Annotated in this window: 15 protein-coding genes and 2 pseudogenes; 6 read left to right on the top strand and 11 right to left on the bottom strand. The window is 57.5% G+C overall.

Translation table 11 applies throughout. From position 1 onward, the window contains the following. From C3451_RS21070 to C3451_RS21035, 8 genes and pseudogenes are all read right to left on the bottom strand, one after another. Positions 1 to 956: MFS transporter (locus tag C3451_RS21070; RefSeq protein ID WP_058655660.1), on the bottom strand; the 956-nt coding region annotated here is incomplete at its 3' end. Positions 957 to 981: 25 nt separating this feature from the next. After that, positions 982 to 2,169, bottom strand: coding sequence for an FAD-dependent oxidoreductase (locus C3451_RS21065; RefSeq protein ID WP_045623027.1), 1,188 nt, complete (start codon positions 2,167 to 2,169; stop codon positions 982 to 984). Then, the gene (locus C3451_RS21060) at positions 2,166 to 3,092 is read right to left on the bottom strand and encodes a VOC family protein (RefSeq protein WP_038416706.1); all 927 of its coding nucleotides are present in this window, start codon (positions 3,090 to 3,092) and stop codon (positions 2,166 to 2,168) included. The genes C3451_RS21065 and C3451_RS21060 overlap by 4 nt, the downstream gene beginning before the upstream one ends. Positions 3,093 to 3,170: 78 nt before the next feature. Then, positions 3,171 to 3,959, bottom strand: a complete 789-nt coding sequence (locus tag C3451_RS21055; RefSeq protein ID WP_032671673.1) for an IclR family transcriptional regulator — start codon at positions 3,957 to 3,959, stop codon at positions 3,171 to 3,173. A gap of 12 nt (positions 3,960 to 3,971) precedes the next feature. After that, positions 3,972 to 4,721, bottom strand: coding sequence for an SDR family oxidoreductase (locus C3451_RS21050; protein ID WP_023298564.1), 750 nt, complete (start codon positions 4,719 to 4,721; stop codon positions 3,972 to 3,974). Continuing rightward, positions 4,721 to 5,743: pseudogene (locus C3451_RS21045) on the bottom strand (aromatic ring-hydroxylating dioxygenase subunit alpha). The gene C3451_RS21050 and the pseudogene C3451_RS21045 overlap by 1 nt, the downstream one beginning before the upstream one ends. Positions 5,744 to 5,753: 10 nt before the next feature. After that, on the bottom strand, positions 5,754 to 6,062 hold the full coding sequence (locus C3451_RS21040; protein ID WP_022649346.1) for a recombinase-like helix-turn-helix domain-containing protein: 309 nt from the start codon (positions 6,060 to 6,062) through the stop codon (positions 5,754 to 5,756). Continuing rightward, positions 6,059 to 6,382: a non-heme iron oxygenase ferredoxin subunit gene (locus tag C3451_RS21035; protein WP_003860044.1), complete on the bottom strand. Its 324-nt coding sequence runs from the start codon at positions 6,380 to 6,382 to the stop codon at positions 6,059 to 6,061. Before C3451_RS21035 ends, C3451_RS21040 begins: the two co-directional genes overlap by 4 nt. Before the next feature lie 415 nt (positions 6,383 to 6,797). On the opposite strand from C3451_RS21035, the pseudogene C3451_RS21030 reads away from it, so the two are divergent. Then, positions 6,798 to 7,130: pseudogene (locus tag C3451_RS21030) on the top strand (MFS transporter); the annotation flags it as partial. Between the two features lie 75 nt (positions 7,131 to 7,205). Here C3451_RS21030 and speB read toward each other — a convergent pair. The 3 genes from speB to yqgB all read right to left on the bottom strand — a co-directional run bounded on the left by speB (position 7,206) and on the right by yqgB (position 10,452). Beyond that, complete coding sequence (gene speB / locus C3451_RS21025; protein ID WP_017382921.1) at positions 7,206 to 8,126, bottom strand: agmatinase; 921 nt, start codon at positions 8,124 to 8,126, stop codon at positions 7,206 to 7,208. Between the two features lie 209 nt (positions 8,127 to 8,335). Beyond that, positions 8,336 to 10,312 carry a biosynthetic arginine decarboxylase gene (speA, locus tag C3451_RS21020; RefSeq protein WP_022649348.1) on the bottom strand — a complete coding sequence of 659 codons (1,977 nt, stop codon included), beginning with the start codon at positions 10,310 to 10,312 and terminating at the stop codon, positions 8,336 to 8,338. An 8-nt stretch (positions 10,313 to 10,320) separates the two neighbouring features. Then, positions 10,321 to 10,452, bottom strand: a complete 132-nt coding sequence (gene yqgB, locus C3451_RS21015) for an acid stress response protein YqgB (protein ID WP_057979949.1) — start codon at positions 10,450 to 10,452, stop codon at positions 10,321 to 10,323. A 660-nt stretch (positions 10,453 to 11,112) separates the two neighbouring features. Here yqgB and metK point away from each other — a divergent pair. The 5 genes from metK (at position 11,113) to rsmE (ending at position 16,222) form a co-directional block, all read left to right on the top strand. After that, entirely contained in the window at positions 11,113 to 12,267 is a 1,155-nt protein-coding gene (gene metK, locus C3451_RS21005; RefSeq protein WP_022649349.1) for a methionine adenosyltransferase, read from the top strand. Between the two features lie 416 nt (positions 12,268 to 12,683). Next, entirely contained in the window at positions 12,684 to 14,081 is a 1,398-nt protein-coding gene (gene galP / locus C3451_RS21000; protein WP_023306911.1) for a galactose/proton symporter, read from the top strand. A gap of 58 nt (positions 14,082 to 14,139) precedes the next feature. Beyond that, a complete protein-coding gene (locus tag C3451_RS20995; RefSeq protein ID WP_023298567.1) occupies positions 14,140 to 14,637 on the top strand; it encodes a SprT family zinc-dependent metalloprotease in 498 nt (165 codons plus the stop codon). 94 nt (positions 14,638 to 14,731) lie between these two features. Beyond that, complete coding sequence (gene endA, locus C3451_RS20990) at positions 14,732 to 15,439, top strand: deoxyribonuclease I (RefSeq protein ID WP_045623030.1); 708 nt, start codon at positions 14,732 to 14,734, stop codon at positions 15,437 to 15,439. 51 nt (positions 15,440 to 15,490) lie between these two features. Beyond that, positions 15,491 to 16,222: a 16S rRNA (uracil(1498)-N(3))-methyltransferase gene (gene rsmE, locus C3451_RS20985; RefSeq protein ID WP_003860033.1), complete on the top strand. Its 732-nt coding sequence runs from the start codon at positions 15,491 to 15,493 to the stop codon at positions 16,220 to 16,222. Positions 16,223 to 16,250: the final 28 nt, after the last annotated feature.

Below are 16,250 nucleotides of genomic sequence, written 5' to 3'. Positions count from 1 at the left end.
GCCAGCCCCACCGCCGCCCCCGCCATCGAGATAAAGCAGGCCGCCGCGCGCTTATCGACCCTGTCCGAGAGCCACGCGCCAATCACCTCGCCCGCCAGCATGGCGATGAACGGCATCGACGACAGCCAGCCTGCATGCTCAAGGTGAATGCCTTTGCCTTTGATCAGGTAGCCCGGCAGCCAGCCGTTGATGCCCCACAGGTAGGTCAGGAACGCGATGTTAAAGATGCAGATGATCCAGAAATGCGGGCTGACGAACAGCTCGCGCCGCGCCGCGCGCCGCTCGTCCTGAGACGCCTGCGAGGTGCCGGGTTTAGCCTCCAGACGGATCCCGCGCAGGCCGATGCGCACAAAGATAAGCACCGGCACGGTCAGCATTGCCATGACAAAGAAGGTGCTCTGCCAGCCGAAGGTGTTCAGCAGCCAGAGGGAGAGCGGGAAGCCAATTGCCGCCCCTACCGGCGTGCCCAGCAGCCACAGCATGGTGGCGCGCGCCTGTAAATGCTGCGGGAAGTTGTGGCGCACGATGGCGAAAGCCAGCGGGAACAGCGGCCCTTCCGCCACGCCCAGCAGGATGCGCAGGACGATCATCAGCGTGTAGTTATGGGTAAAGCCCATCGCCACCATCAGCACGCACCACACAGCCATCATCCCGGTGAGCAGGCGCAGCGGCGCAATTTTGTCGCCTAAACCGCTCAAAAATACCGACGAAAAGCCGTAGCTCAGCAGGAAGGCGCTCATCAATATGCCAAGGCGCGTGGTGTCGAAATCAATGCCCATCGCCTGCTGGAAATGGGTATCCGAAAAGAGCGCCGCGATGCTGATTTTGTCGAAAAACGCCAGCAGCACGCAGGCCAGCAGCGACAGCGGGATGGCCCAGCGCACCGCTTTTTCGGGCGTGCGGGTCCCCTCACCGCTCGCCTCAACCGGCGCGGTGTTCGTCTCTAGTGTGGTCATCTCTCCCCCTACGGGTGCGGGTTAGCTATCGCAGTGACATCAGTGAAAATGTCGAGTCGGCAAGCGGTACGTTCGACAGATCCCGCCCCGCCGCCATCCAGCGCTTCGCCAGCTTGACGGTGCGCGCATCGTTGAACGCCACCAGCTGCGTCAGCCGCCCGTTTTCATCCAGCGAGAAGAACAGCGCATCTTCACGCACTATCGTTTTACTCTCCGGCTGCGGAATACCGAGGATCTGAATATTGTGCTGATATTGATCCGACCACAGCCACGGCGCGTCGTCATAACCTGGCGCATCGGGGTTGAGCATCGCTTTCGCCGTCGCCACTGCCTGATTCTGGGCGAAGGCCCAGGACTGGATGCACAGGCCGTAGTGATGGTGCTGGGCCACATCGCCAGCGGCAAAGATGAATGGATCCGAGGTGCGTCCCTGGGCATCCACCACGATCCCGCGCCCGGTTTTCAGCCCCGCATCAAGCGCCAGCTCCAGATTGAGATCGACGCCGATCCCGACCACGACCGTATCAAAGGTTTCACGGTTGCCGTCGCAGTGGATGACCGGCAGGCCATTATCGTCCTCCAGCTCCAGCACGCCGCAGCCGGTACGGATCTCCACCCCCTGCTCGCGGTGGATGGCCTCCAGGCGCTGGGACACCTCGCTGCTCACCGAGCGCATGCACACCGCAGGCTGCTGCTCGAACAGGGTGACCGCCACGCCGCTTTTCCGCGCGGAAGCGGCAATCTCAAGGCCAATCCAGCCGCCGCCGATAATCGCCAGTTTGTGACTTTCCGCCAGACGCGCCTTCAGGCGCTGCGCGTCCTGCCAGTGGCGCAGGGTATAAACCTGCGGATGGCTGGCCCACGCCTGCGAAGGCAGGCGCGCCCGCCCGCCGGTAGCGATTAAAAGGATGTTGTAACTAAGACGTTCGCCGTTGCTTAAACGCACGATTTTCTCTTCACGATCGACTGATTCAGCACGCAGCGGGCGGTACCAGATCAGGTTCAGCGCCTGCTGCGCTTCTTCGCTAAACAGCCGCGGGAGCGCCGCGTCCGGCTCCAGCAGAGACGCTTTTGACAGCGGCGGCCGCTCGTAGAAATCCCATTCCTCTTCCGCCACCACGCAAATCTCGCCGTCGAAGCCCTCGTCACGCAGGGTTTTCGCCGCCCAGCCGCCCGCCTGGCCGCCGCCGATAATGACAATGCGCGATGTCATACCGCCTCCGGCTTTTTCTGCTGACGGCGCGTGTCGTGGTCAATCCCGCCCTCCACCGCCCATTCGGTAAAGGAGACCAGGGAGTGCTCCAGCTCACGCGGCTGCCAGTTTTCGGTCAGGTAGTCGTCGTTGGTGTAATACTCAAACGCGCCGCCGGTCGGGCTGTTGACGTACCAGAAGTACGCCGACGACACCGGATGACGGCCCGGCCCGATAAAAGTGCTCCAGTCATGTTTATTCATCGCGATACCGCCGCCGATCACCTCGTGGATGTCGCGCACGGTGAAGGCCACATGGTTGAGGCCGCGCTTGCGGTTCGGCAGTTGCAGCAAGAACAGGTTGTGATGGCCGCCACGCGCCCCGCAGCGCAGGAACACGGCGCGGTTGATATAGCGATCCGAGACCTGGAAGCCGAGCACCTCGCGGTAGAATTTCTCCACTGCCGCCAGCTCTTCCACGAAGAACACCACATGCCCCACGTTGATCGGCTGGGCGCGATCGTAAACCGGGCTGGGCGTGTCGATACGGCGGGCGTCGCCCCACTGGTTTATTGGCTCGACGTTAAGCTCCACGTCGGTCTGCTGGGTCACCTGCACGCGCAGCGTCATGCCGTTCGGATCCAGGCATTCCAGCGCGTCGCCCACTTCACGAAAACCTGGCTGTTGCGCCAGCTTCGGGCGCAGCGCATCCAGCTCAGACTGGCTGGCAACCGCCCAGGTCATGCGGCGCAGGGTGTTGCCCGCTTCAAACGCGGGCGGCAGGTCGGGGCTGTCGATCGGGTTAAGCTCCACGCGCGCGCCGCTCAGGGTGGTGAAACGCTGGCCGCTGGCATCGCCCGTCAGGCCAAAATCACGCATAAATTTGGCGCAGTGCGTCAGGTCTTCCACACCAAATTCCAGCTTTTCAATTCCGGTTATACTCATCGTTCGTTGCCTCATCTGGCCCAGATTGGGCGTAAAACATGCCCGACGCAGTCAAGCGCCTGACGTTAACTCACTGATTTAACTGGCCTGTGACAGATACCCTAAGAAGCCAGAAATTTTATCCGCCGCGAGGCGAACCTCGTTTTGCAGGCGCTCGCGGTCGCTCAGTGGGATCTCCTCCGACGGCACCAGAATGCTGACCACCGCCGCCACGCGGCCGCTTCGGTCATACACCGGGTAGACGATGGAAGAGATGCCGTGGCGGAAGAAGGATTCGCCGATGACATACCCGCGGGCTTTGTCCTGCTGCACCATCTGCCACAGGGCTTCGCGGTCGTGAAGCTGCCCCGGCGTGTTGCCCGGCAGGCGCTCATGCGGGAACAGCTGTTCGAAATCAGCGCGGGAAATATCGGTCAACAGCATGCGGCCCAGCGAGGTGCAGTGCACCGGCAGACGGGTACCAATGCTGACCTGGTTGATACGCGACCCGGCGGCGCTGACGCGGGCGATATAGATAATGTCGCGCCCGTCGCGGATCGCCAGATGGCTGCTGCACTGGCTCACGTCGCGCAATTGCTCGATCACCGGCTGGCCGACCTGCGCCACGTCCAGCGAGGCGATGTACTCAAAGCCAAGACGCAGCACGTTCATGCCCAGCGAAAAGGTATTGGTGCGCGTGTTGCGCTCCAGAAATCCCATGTACTCCAGCGTCTGTACCACGCGATAGGCGGTGGCCTTCGGCATATCCACCAGCCGATGCAGTTCGGCAAAGGTCAGATCGCGATGCTGCTCGCCAAAGGCCAACAGCAGCTGTAAACCGCGCTCCAGCCCCGGCACCAGATACTTCACTTCCTGATCGTTTGCCATCATTGCCCTACCTTAGTTAAAGACAAAACCGCCGTTGACCGGGATCAGCTGTCCGGTGATGAACCGCGACAGATCGCTTAACAGCCAGACCACGCTGCCGGTGACGTCTTCCGGCTGCTGCGCGCCCGTTAACGCACGGCCGTTTTCGTAGAGCTGATGCCGTTCGGCGGGGACATATTCCGTCGCCTCGACGCGGGTTAGCCCCGGCGCGATGGCGTTAATGCGTATACGCTTTTCACCCAGTTCGCGCGCCATTGAGCGGGTCATGGCAATCACGGCGCCCTTGCTGGCGACGTAGGCCATCAGGCGCGGCGCGCCCCACAGCGCGGTGTCGGACGCGACGTTCACGATGCCCGCCCCCTCGCGTAGCAGCGGTACGGCGGCGCGCGTTACCAGCCAGGTGCCTTTGACGTTGACGCTCATCACCCGATCCCAGAGATCCGGATCGTAATCGAGCATATTTTTGCCGCCGACGCCCGTCGCCATCGCCGCGTTGTTCACCAGACCGTCAATCTGCCCCTGCTCGCCAATCGCGCTGAACACCTGCTCAATGGACTGCGGATCGGCCAGATCGATAACGTGCGATTCGATCGCATAGCCTTGCTCACACAGCCGGTGGGCGCTCTCGGCCAGCTCGCCTTTGAGGATGTCGCACATCACCACCGCCGCGCCCTGCTCCGCGCAGGTTTTGGCAAAGTGAAAGCCCAGCCCGCGCGCGGCGCCGGTTATGACGATGCGCTTACCGCTCAGCAGTCCGTTCATCAGGCGGCCCCCTGCTGTGCTTCACGCATCGCCAGCTGCTCTTTGGCGGCCTTTTGCATCATGCGACGCAGGCGCGAGAGGCCAACGTCGTGCTGATACAGGTATTCATGATCGCGGGCGTTTGGCGCCAGGCTCTCCAGCACCACGCGGTCCTGCTCCAGCACTTCCCAGTGCAGTTTTTCCAGCCGGTTGCGGTACATGAAGCGCCACATATCGCGCTGCCAGCCCTGCACGCGGCGGATGCGCCAGAAGAAGACGCGGCAGTTGTCGTTATCTTCCGGCACCACCATGCCGACGATAAAGAAGTGGCCGCCCGGCCCGAAACGCTTCTTGTACGGAATGGAGAGACGCATCCAGCAGGTGCCGCTGTTGCCCAGCTCCACCCAGTCGAAGTTGACGCCGCTCTGCCCTTTCTTCTCAAAGATAAAGCCGGTTTTGGTCGGCTGGAGCACCATGTCGGCCTTGCGATCCCCTTCCGCCATCGAGTGCGAGGAGGAGTGCAGATAGGTGCCGTGCATCGGGTCCATCACGTTTTCCAGCGCGTACTGGTAATTGCATTTCCACGCGGCGGTGCAGAGGAAGTTGCTGAAGCTGTCCGTGTCGGCGAGTTCATCCGGGAAGGTCAGTTCGTCCGGCTGCTGATCCGCGGTGACGCCAAACCAGAGGAAGATGGCGCCGTGCGCCTCCTGCACGTTATAGCTGCGCACGCACTGCTGGCCGACCAGCGGACATTTTTCCACAGCGGGCACGTCTTTCACCTCGCCGTTGCCCGCCACCTCTACGCCGTGATATCAGCAGGCGATGCGGTCGCCGAGGTTCCAGCCCATCGACAGGCGCGCGCCGCGGTGCGGACAGCGGTCCTCCAGCGCCTGCACCTGGCCGTCTTTGTTGCGCCAGACCACAATCTGCTCGCCCAGGCGGGTGATGCCCACAGGAGCAGACTGCACTTCCCAGCTCGCCAGCACCGGATACCAGAGGCCGCGCAGGCCTTTATCCAGATAGTGTTGTACGGTCGTCGTCATCGCTTTGCCCTCAGTAGCCGTTAACCTGTAAGAATGCCTGGAAGCTGGCGTCGCTCCACGGCTCACCCTGCTGGTCGTGCATGCGCACCGCGTTCAGCCCGTTTACCAGCTCCGGCAGGGTTTCAACGCCCTGTTCGAAGAGCTCTTCCAGCGTCGCAATCAGCTTCACCTCCCAGCTTTCCGGCTCGCGGCTGCGGGTCTGCCAGATCAGGTTCTGGTACTCGCCCGGCTTGTGAATGGCGCCATTACCGCCCTCTGCCGGCGGGGTAAACTGGCGGCTTTCCGGCAGCGCCGGGTTGTAGTTCAGCGTGTCGCTCATGCCACGGTCTCCTCAACAAAGGTAATCTGAATCTGATTTTCAAAGACCCGAACCGGGTAACGGTTGAGGTTGCGTCCTCCGGGGCCGTGCAGACACTGGCCGGTTTTGACGTCGAACACCGCCTCGTGCAGCGGGCATTCCACCTTGCCGTCTTCTACGAAGCCCTGACTCAGCAGGGCATAGGCGTGGGGGCATACGTCTTCCAGCGCGTAATATTCACCGTCGATCAGGTAAACGCCGATCTCTTTCCCGTCGACGTTGCCGCTAAAAGGGAAATCTTCCTGTACTTGTTCTGCGTCACATACGCCTATCCAGCTCATCACGATCCTCCAGGCTTTTGTTTCATATATGAAACTCTGTTTCTTATTTAATACGGTCAATATAAAAGCGATGAATGTTTCGTCAAGCGACAATGTGACGAATTTGTTAATCGATCGGCAATTAATTAACTAAGTGTGCAAGGGATCACGAAAAAATGCAGCGATATGAAATTTTCATTATTACAGCGTGAGAAATACGTTTTTTTAATGGTCTCTTATTTTGAATAAAAGATATTGACTTCCTTTCTTTTTACTCTTTAAAAATAAATTAACGTCACCTCTTTCGCGTTTCACCGGTGAAACTCATTTTTAATTTATCTTTAATAAACAATGATTTTCACAGGTGAACCATTTTAGCTCCGTGACAATCACATTGATGAAAAATATAAGTTACAAAAAACGTAAGGCGGACATGATGACGGCAGGATGGCAAGGCACGATTGCGCTTTTATTACTCATTATTATTTCGTACGTCGATCGGGTAAATATCTCGGTAATGATTTTAAACCCGGAATTTGCCGAACATTTTCAGTTAAATGAAAACAGAATGTTACAGGGTCTACTCATGACCTGCTTTCTTCTGGGTTATGGTTTTTCCGCTCTATTATTAACGCCGGTTATTGAAAGCAAACTTCATTATCGGCAGGGATTATTAAGCAGCATTGCGCTTTGGGCCGCGGTCTGCGCGGTTTCGCCTTTGTTAGGCTCGCTGACGGGAATGGTCATCGCCCGCGAAATAACCGGGGTTTGTCCACACCACACCCTGGCCTGGGGAATGTTGCTGCTGCGCATGCGGCGCGCAGCAGCAATCAGCGCGTAAGGCTTATTCGCCTTTTTTCGCCGCCTGGATGTAGAGCATTTCCAGCGCCAGGGTCGCCGCGGCCAGCGCGGTGATCTCGGACTGGTCATAGGCCGGAGCCACTTCCACCACGTCCATCCCGACAATGTTCAGATCCTTCAGGCCGCGCACCAGCTTGATGGCGCGATCTGAGGTCAGGCCGCCGATCACCGGCGTACCGGTGCCCGGCGCAAATGCCGGATCCAGGCAGTCAATGTCGAAGGTCAGGTAGACAGGCATATCGCCGACGATCTGCTTAACCTGAGCCAGAATATCGTCCACGCCGCGATCGTTCACCTGGCCCGCGTCGAGTACGGTGAAGCCGTTGTCTTTGTCGAACTCGGTGCGGATGCCGATCTGCACGGAGTGGTTCGGATCGATCAGGCCTTCTTTCGGCGCGGTGTAGAACATGGTGCCGTGGTCGAATTCGCAGCCGTTCGCGTAGGTGTCGGTATGCGCGTCAAAGTGCACCAGCGCCATTTTACCGAAGTGCTTCGCGTGGGCGCGCAGCAGCGGCAGTGTCACGAAGTGGTCACCGCCGAAGGAGAGCATGCGTTTACCGGCCGCCAGCAGCTTCTCGGCGTGCGCCTGCAATTTTTCGCTCATTTCGCGCGCGTCACCGAAGGCGTACACCAGATCACCGCAGTCCACCACGTTCAGGCGCTCGCGCATGTCGAAGTTCCACGGGAAGCGGTTGTGCTCCCAGGCCAGGTTGGTGGAAACCTGACGGATTGCCGCCGGGCCATGACGTCCACCCGCACGACCGGACGTTGCCATGTCGAACGGTACGCCGGTGATCACCCAGTCAGCATCGCTGTCGTAAGGCTGGAAGTTCATCGGAAGGCGTAAAAAACCAAACGCGTTAGATACCAGAGAGTTATCGTACTGATGACCTAAAGTGCTCATGTCCTGACCTCTTATAAAGTCGATACATTAAAACAGATGAAAAAAAATCCCCTCCGCGTCGTTAAACCCGACGAGGAAGGGATTGATTCGTAAATCGCATAGTGGGGCGAATTATCGCCGTTAATTCATACGGGTTCAAGTGAGTATAGGGCATCGTGCGGTCTGATGCCCTCACCCCAACCCTCTCCCACCGGGAGAGGGAGGTTTTACTACTCGTCTTCCAGATACGTATACCCGTACAGACCCGCTTCAAACTCTTCCAGGAACTGCTGCTGCAAGGCATCGTCCAGACCGGTGTTTTTGACCTGATCGCGGAACTGGGTGAGCAGTTTTTTCGGATCCAGCTGAACGTATTCGAGCATATCCGCCACGGTGTCCCCTTCGTCGGACAGCTCAACCTCCACGCTGCCGTCAGGGAAGACAAACACGTCAACCGCTTCGGTATCACCGAACAGGTTGTGCATGTTGCCGAGGATCTCCTGATACGCACCCACCATAAAGAAGCCCAGCATTGGCGGGTTCTCCGGATCGTACTCCGGCATTGGCATGGTCGTAGCGATACCGTCACCGTCGACGTAGTGGTCAATCGCGCCGTCGGAGTCACAGGTAATGTCCAGCAGCACCGCGCGGCGTTCAGGCGCATGATTCAACCCTTCCAGCGGCAGAACCGGGAACAGCTGGTCGATACCCCAGGCATCCGGCATCGACTGGAACAGGGAGAAGTTGACGTACATTTTGTCCGCCATACGTTCCTGCAACTCGTCGATAATCGGACGGTGTGCGCGGTTGCTCGGATCGAGCTGCTTCTGCACTTCATGGCACATGTTCAGATAGAGCTGCTCCGCCCACGCGCGTTCCTGCAGGCTAAAGGTGCCTGAAGAATAACCGACGTGAATGTCGTGCAGATCCATCTGGCTGTCGTGCAGCCATTCGCGCAGAGAACGACGCGTGCCCGGCTCGTGCATCTCCTGCCAGGTTTCCCACATGCTTTGCAGGGAACGTGGAGCATCGTCTGCCGGAGGCGTGGCTTCAGTGATTTCGCTGCGCTCAACGCCGATGATGTTAGAGACCAGCACCGTATGGTGCGCAGTGACCGCGCGGCCGGATTCGGTGATCACCGTCGGGTGCGGCAGGCCGTGCTCTTCGCAGGCATCGCCAATCGCCCAGATAATGTTGTTGGCGTATTCGTTCAGGCCGTAGTTGACCGAGCAGTCAGACTGCGAGCGTGTCCCTTCGTAATCCACGCCCAGGCCACCGCCCACGTCAAAGCACTGAATATTTACGCCAAGCTTGTGCAGCTCAACGTAGAAACGTGCCGATTCACGCACGCCGGTGGCGATGTCGCGAATGTTGGCCATCTGCGAGCCAAGGTGGAAGTGCAGCAGCTGAATGCTGTCCAGACGACCGCGCTCACGCAGAATTTCCACCAGCTGAAGCACCTGGTTCGCCGCGAGGCCGAACTTGGATTTTTCACCGCCGGAAGACTGCCATTTACCGGAACCCTGCGACGCCAGTCGCGCACGCACGCCAAGGCGTGGGATCACGTTCAGACGCTCGGCCTCTTCCAGCACGATCGCGATTTCGGTCATCTTCTCGATCACCAGATAGACCTTGTGGCCCATCTTCTCGCCAATCAGCGCCAGACGAATGTATTCGCGGTCTTTATAGCCGTTACAGACGATCACCGACCGGGTCATGCCCGCGTGCGCCAGAACCGCCATCAGCTCCGCTTTGGAGCCAGCTTCCAGGCCCAGCGGTTCGCCGGAGTGGATCAGGGACTCAATCACGCGACGGTGCTGGTTTACCTTGATCGGGTAAACGAGGAAATAGTCGCCGTTATAACCATACGATTCCCGCGCGCGTTTGAACGCGGCGTTAATAGAACGCAGGCGATGTTGCAGGATCTGCGGGAAGCAGAACAGTGCAGGCAAGCGCTGACCCTGGGCTTCACGGGCTTTCACCAGCTTAGCGAGATCCACGCGCGCTTCCGGGACGTCCGGATCCGGGCAGACACTGATGTGGCCCAGCTCGTTAACGTCGTAGTAGTTATTGCCCCACCAGGCAATATTGTAAGTGCGCAGCATCTTGCTGGCTTCCTGGGAGCTCATCGCAACCTCCTGCATAGAACGTAGTACACCCTGTTCGCCTGCTGACGAAGGCGAAAGCGAAGACATGTCGTCAGACATAGCGAACCTCAACTCTTTGTATTAAGTGTAAAACAGTTGACTACTATCGCAGCGTTATACGGCGATAACAACCCATTAACGGCTCCATTTCCCAGCAGAGTATGCTGAAATCCAGACCGTGCGACCGGTTTCTTATTCATATCATTGTAAAACACGTATCCGAACTCTGTATGACAAGGTTCGGCGAAACCACGAGAAAACTCCTGTATTAACAAGAGCGCCCTTGTTCAGTTTTCACAAAGCGTGACCGGCTCTGGAATCCTGAGAAGCACCGAGATGGGTATAACATCGGCAGGTGTTTAGACCAGAAGTGCGGGTGGGAATCAAATGCGCGCCAGAACGACTGCGCTGAATGAGCGGAAAACAATGGTTCATTATCTCGTATCACCTCCACGGCCGCCTCTGCTGAAACGGACCACAAGCCAAAGCTAAAAGTTCACTGCTTAACCCGGCTGGAAGTGGCGACACGATGTGTTCATCGAGCGCTTATTTTATATGAGCCGCGCGCCGCGTTTTATACCGAGAAGGTCGCTAAAAAGCAAAACAAAAATGCGCAGGTTGCCAGCGCCGTCAGGAAAAATTTCCAGCCGTGTTTTCAACGCAGTGAGAGGTGAGTCAAAAAAAACTGGAAATCGGGTGAAGAAGTGACCTAAAATAGACGTCCAGATGTTAATCCATCCATACCGATTAACACTCAGACTGCCAGTGTCAAAATCCTGCAGGCCTTGGTAGAATTATCTCCTTTGGCTATTCCACACAGCAGTTCGAGCTAACCAAATTCCTTTTAGGTGAAATAAAACATGGCAAAACACCTGTTTACGTCCGAGTCCGTATCAGAAGGACATCCTGATAAAATTGCTGACCAAATCTCCGATGCGGTGCTGGATGCGATCCTCGCGCAGGATCCAAAGGCGCGCGTAGCGTGTGAAACCTATGTCAAAACCGGCATGGTTCTGGTTGGCGGTGAGATCACCACCAGCGCATGGGTTGATATCGAAGAGATCACCCGTAACACGGTGCGTGAGATCGGTTATGTACATTCTGATATGGGCTTTGATGCCAACTCCTGCGCCGTACTGAGCGCTATCGGCAAACAGTCCCCGGACATCAACCAGGGCGTTGACCGTGCCGATCCGCTGGAACAGGGCGCGGGCGACCAGGGCCTGATGTTCGGCTACGCGACCAACGAAACCGACGTGCTGATGCCAGCGCCGGTGACTTACGCACACCGTCTGGTGCAGCGTCAGGCTGAAGTGCGTAAAAACGGCACCCTGCCGTGGCTGCGTCCGGATGCGAAAAGCCAGGTGACCTTCCAGTATGACGACGGGAAAATCGTCGGCATTGATGCCGTGGTTCTTTCCACGCAGCATGCTGAAGATATTGACCAGAAATCCCTGCAGGAAGCGGTGATGGAAGAGATCATCAAGCCGGTTCTGCCAACTGAATGGCTGAGCTCTGCGACCAAATTCTTCATCAACCCAACCGGACGCTTCGTTATCGGCGGCCCAATGGGTGACTGCGGTCTGACCGGTCGTAAAATCATCGTAGATACCTACGGCGGCATGGCGCGCCACGGTGGCGGCGCGTTCTCCGGTAAAGACCCGTCTAAAGTGGACCGTTCTGCGGCGTACGCTGCACGTTATGTGGCGAAAAACATCGTTGCTGCGGGCCTGGCTGACCGCTGTGAAATTCAGGTTTCCTACGCCATCGGCGTGGCTGAGCCAACCTCCATCATGGTGGAAACCTTCGGTACTGAAAAAGTGCCTTCTGAACAGTTGACCCTGCTGGTGCGTGAGTTCTTCGACCTGCGTCCATACGGTCTGATTCAGATGCTGGATCTGCTGCACCCAATCTACCAGGAAACCGCAGCGTACGGTCACTTTGGTCGCGAACATTTCCCTTGGGAAAAAACCGACAAAGCCGCCCTGCTGCGTGATGCTGCCGGTCTGAAATAATCGACTGCCAGCAGCTTAAACAGGCCAGCCTTTGTGCTGGCCTTTTTTATGTCGGGTGGCGGCTATGCCTTACCCGACCTACGGGTAGTGAATTTTTGTAGGCCGGGTAAGGCGCAGCCGCCACCCGGCAATGTTTGGAACCGTTTACACCTCACTTTCTATACCCCGCTTTCAGAATATTCTCTTTGCATGATCGCATTTCTTCTGCTGTTACATTCCCTTTCAGTTAAGTCTGAAATTTGTGCAAACGCGATGCATATCAATTAATTTACCTCTATATTTTCAAAGCTTTAATTATTTTTACGGTTACAAACTAGTGTAACCGATTACACCGTTGTGATTTGACTCACATATTTTTATGAGCCGCTCACCTACTCTTAATATCGTAAAAACTGATAACCCAACTGGAGGGCATAATGCCTGACAATAATAAACAGGGGCGTACGTCCAATAAGGCAATGACGTTCTTCGTCTGCTTCCTCGCCGCTCTGGCAGGATTACTCTTTGGCCTGGATATTGGCGTAATTGCCGGTGCATTACCTTTCATCACCGATGAGTTCCAGATTAGCGCACACACTCAGGAATGGGTGGTCAGCTCCATGATGTTCGGTGCCGCCGTCGGCGCGGTCGGCAGCGGCTGGCTCTCCTTTAAGCTCGGGCGTAAAAAGAGCCTGATGATCGGCGCGATCCTGTTCGTTGCCGGCTCACTGTTCTCTGCCGCTGCGCCTAACGTTGAAGTGCTGATCCTCTCCCGCGTGCTGCTAGGTCTGGCAGTGGGCGTGGCGTCTTATACTGCCCCGCTGTACCTGTCTGAAATCGCACCGGAAAAAATCCGCGGCAGCATGATTTCCATGTATCAGCTGATGATCACCATCGGTATTCTGGGGGCTTATCTTTCCGATACCGCCTTCAGCTACAGCGGCGCATGGCGCTGGATGCTGGGCGTCATCATCATTCCGGCCATTCTGCTGCTGATTGGTGTCTTCTTCCTGCCGGACAGCCCGCGCTGGTTCGCCGCCAAACGCCGCTTCCACGATGCCGAACGCGTGCTCTTACGCCTGCGTGATACCAGCGCCGAAGCCAAAAACGAGCTGGAAGAGATCCGCGAAAGCCTGAAGGTCAAACAGTCCGGCTGGGCGCTGTTCAAAGAGAACAGCAACTTCCGCCGCGCGGTGTTCCTCGGTGTGCTGTTACAGATCATGCAACAGTTCACCGGGATGAACGTCATCATGTATTACGCGCCGAAAATCTTCGAACTGGCGGGCTACACCAACACCACCGAACAGATGTGGGGCACCGTGATCGTCGGCCTGACCAACGTGCTGGCGACCTTTATCGCTATCGGTCTGGTGGACCGCTGGGGGCGTAAACCAACCCTGACGCTGGGCTTCCTGGTGATGGCCATCGGGATGGGCGTGCTGGGTACCATGATGCACATGGGCATTCACTCCCCAACGGCACAGTACTTCGCCGTGGCGATGCTGCTGATGTTTATCATTGGGTTTGCGATGAGCGCCGGTCCGCTGATTTGGGTACTGTGTTCTGAGATCCAGCCGCTGAAAGGGCGTGATTTTGGTATCACCTGCTCTACCGCAACCAACTGGATTGCCAACATGATCGTCGGCGCAACGTTCCTGACCATGCTCAATACCCTGGGTAACGCCAATACCTTCTGGGTCTACGCCGGTCTGAACCTGTTCTTTATTGTTCTCACGATCTGGCTGGTTCCTGAAACCAAACATGTTTCACTGGAACACATTGAACGTAACCTGATGAAAGGTCGTCCTCTGCGCGAAATCGGCGCACACGACTGATCTTCCTGCGGGAGGCGCCTCTTGCGCCTCCCCGCTTCCCGCTTTATGCTCTGCCCCTATGAAATCTCCCCGTCTCCCCATCGCCATTCAGCAAGCCGTTATGCGCAGCCTGCGGGAAAAACTCGCCCAGGCCAACCTGAAGCTCGGCCGCAATTATCCTGAACCGAAGCTGGTCTATCAGCAGCGTGGCACCGCGGCAGGCACCGCCTGGCTGGAATCGTATGAGATCCGCCTGAATCCGGTGTTGCTGATGGAAAATCAGCAGGCGTTTATCGAAGAAGTGGTGCCGCACGAGCTGGCCCACCTTCTGGTGTGGAAACACTTTGGCCGCGTCGCGCCGCACGGCAAAGAGTGGAAATGGATGATGGAGGCGGTGCTCGGCGTTCCGGCCCGCCGCACCCACCAGTTCGAGCTGGAATCGGTACGCCGCAATACGTTTCCCTACCGCTGCCAGTGCCAGCAGCACCAGCTTACCGTCCGCCGTCACAACCGCGTGGTGCGCGGCGAGGCGACCTATCGCTGCGTAAAGTGCGGCGAACCACTGGTGGCGGAATAATCACTCGAACTTTCAGGAACTTTCCTGATCTGACTGATTGCATACGGGAACAACATTCGTTACGTTGCGGGCTCGTTTTGACACGGAGTGTAAGATGTCCCGTAATGTTTCTCTCACAGTCGCTTTTCTGGCGACGGCGCTCTCCGGCCATGCTCTGGCCGACGGTATTCACAGTTTCTCACAGGCAAAAACCGCAGGCGTAAAGATTAACGCCGACGTGCCGGGTGATTTCTACTGCGGCTGTAAAATTAACTGGCAGGGTAAGAAAGGGGTCGTGGATCTGGGATCCTGCGGCTATAAGGTGCGCAAGAACGAGAACCGCGCCAGCCGAATCGAATGGGAACACGTTGTTCCGGCCTGGCAGTTTGGCCACCAGCGCCAGTGCTGGCAGGATGGCGGACGTAAAAATTGCGCAAAAGATCCGGTCTACCGCCAGATGGAAAGCGATATGCACAACCTGCAACCCGCCGTGGGTGAAGTCAATGGCGACCGCGGAAACTTCATGTACAGCCAGTGGAACGGTGGCGAAGGCCAGTACGGTCAGTGCGCCATGAAGGTCGATTTCAAAGAGAAACTCGCCGAACCGCCTGCCCGCGCGCGCGGCAGCATCGCCCGCACTTACTTCTATATGCGCGACCGCTACGATCTCAACCTTTCCCGCCAGCAGACGCAGCTCTTCAATGCCTGGGACAAGCTCTACCCGGTGACGGACTGGGAATGCCAGCGCGACGAACGTATCGCCAAAGTCCAGGGGAATCACAACCCTTACGTCCAGCGGGCTTGCCAGGCGCAAAAGAGCTAACCTACACTACGGCAATTCGCTTATATCGCATGACACATGGAATTTCTGACTATGCGCATCCCTCGCATCTATCACCCTGAACTGATTACCCCAGGCGGCGAAATCGCCCTGTCTGATGATGCCGCAAACCACGTAGGCCGCGTGCTGCGCATGGGCGCAGGCCAGGCGATTCAGCTCTTTGACGGCTCTAATCAGATTTTTGACGCTGAAATTACGCGCGCCGATAAAAAAAGCGTGCACGTGAAGGTGCTGCGTGGCGACGTGGACGACCGGGAATCCCCGCTGCACATTCACCTTGGCCAGGTGATGTCGCGCGGGGAAAAGATGGAGTTCACCATTCAGAAATCCATTGAACTGGGTGTAAGCCTCATTACGCCACTTTTTTCTGAGCGCTGCGGCGTTAAACTGGATGCGGAACGTCTGAACAAAAAGATCCAGCAGTGGCAGAAAATTGCCATTGCAGCCTGTGAACAGAGCGGCCGCAACCGCATCCCGGAGATCCGCCCGGCGATGGATCTGGAGGACTGGTGTGCAGAAGAGGAAAGCGGGCTTAAGCTTAATCTTCATCCGCGCGCCAGCGCCAGCATCAATACGCTGCCGCTGCCCGTTGAGCGCGTACGCCTGCTGATTGGCCCGGAAGGCGGCCTGTCGGCTGACGAAATCGCCATGACGGCGCGTTACCAGTTTACTGATATTCTGTTGGGACCTCGCGTTCTACGCACTGAGACAACGGCACTCACCGCCATTACCGCCCTACAGGTGCGATTTGGCGATCTGGGTTGAAGCAAAGCCTGACCCATAACCGGAGAAG

Source organism: Enterobacter sp. 301B (genome assembly GCF_003850715.1).
Lineage (GTDB): Bacteria > Pseudomonadota > Gammaproteobacteria > Enterobacterales > Enterobacteriaceae > Enterobacter > Enterobacter intestinihominis.
Note: the sequence above shows the minus strand (reverse complement) of the source record. Positions and strands in the feature narration are given on the sequence as shown.